Origin of the sequence: Streptomyces sp. NPDC058650 (assembly GCF_042717315.1) — a bacterium.
Lineage (GTDB): Bacteria > Actinomycetota > Actinomycetes > Streptomycetales > Streptomycetaceae > Streptomyces.
In genome coordinates, this window is sequence record NZ_JBHXRL010000062.1 from 1 (window position 1) to 1,382 (window position 1,382).

Annotated in this window: 1 protein-coding gene; it reads left to right on the forward strand. The window is 73.2% G+C overall.

What is annotated here, in order from left to right:
• Nucleotides 1–1,212: cysteine desulfurase-like protein (locus tag ACFWWU_RS37230; RefSeq protein WP_384153636.1), on the forward strand; the 1,212-nt coding region annotated here is incomplete at its 5' end.
• Nucleotides 1,213–1,382: the final 170 nt, after the last annotated feature.

The following is a 1,382-nucleotide window of genomic DNA, read 5'->3' on the forward strand; positions in this document are numbered from 1 at the left end:
GCCTACGACGTCGCACGCATCCGTTCGGAGTTCCCATCGCTCGAGAGCGGGTGGGCCCAGTTCGACGGGCCGGGCGGCACGCAGACGCCGCGATCGGTGGGCGACGCCGTGGCATCCGTGCTCACCGGCCCGCTCTCGAACCGCGGCACGACCGGGGTCTCCGAGGAACGCGCCGAGGCCGCCGTGCACGGCTTCCGGCTCGCGATGGCCGATCTCGTCGACGGGCATCCGCGCGGCATCGTGCAGGGCCGCAGCGCCACGCAGCTCGCCTACGACTTCTCGCGCCACCTCTCGAAGCAGTGGGCTGCCGGCGACGAGGTCGTCGTGACGCGGCTCGACCACGACTCCAACGTGCGCCCGTGGGTGCAGGCCGCCGAGCGCGTCGGCGCCGTCGTGCGCTGGGCCGACTTCGACCCGGCCACCGGCGAGCTGCCGGTGGAGGCCGTCGCCGCCGTGCTCTCCAGCCGCACCAGGCTCGTCGCCGTCACCGCGGCCTCGAACCTCATCGGCACGATGCCCGACATCCCCGCGATCGCCGCGGCAGCGCACGCGACCGGGGCCCTCGTCTACGTCGACGGCGTGCACTACACGGCGCACGAGCTGCCCGACGTCGGAGCGCTCGGGGCCGACTTCTTCACGTGCTCGCCGTACAAGTTCCTCGGGCCGCACTTCGGCGTGCTCGCGGCCGACCCCGAACTGCTCGAGTCGATCGCGCCCGACAAGCTGGCGCCGTCGACGAACGTCGTGCCCGAGCGGTTCGAGTTCGGCACCCTGCCCTACGAACTGCTCGCAGGGGCGACCGCGGCGGTCGACGCCCTGGCGGGTCTCGCGGGCAACGGCGAAGCGGATGCCGCGAGCTCGCGCCGCGCTCGGCTCGTCGCCTCGTACGCGGCACTGCACGAGCACGAGGAGGTGCTCCTCGCCCGGATCGAGGCCGGGCTCGCCGAGCTGCCCGGGGTCACCGTGTGGTCGCGTGCCGCTCGCCGCACTCCCACGCTGCTCATGACGTTCGACGGCCACGAGGCATCCGAGGTCACGAAGCGCCTCGCCGAGGGCCGGGTGCTCGCGCCGAGCAGCAACTTCTACGCCCTCGAGGCGTCGCGGCACCTCGGGCTCGGCGATGCCGGCGGGCTGCGGGTGGGCCTCGCACCGTACACCGATGCGAGCGAGGTCGAGCGGCTGCTCGACGGACTCGCGGCAGCGCTCGGCTGACCCGGCGGGAATCGGACCCGACCCGGTGACGGGGTCATCCGGGTCATCGGCTCGCCATACGCTGGAATCATGACTCTCGCCGACACCGCCGCCGAACTCCGCCGCCTGCACACCGCCCCCGAACTGCTCCAGGTGGTGAACGTCTGGGATGTCGTGAGCGCCACCGCGGG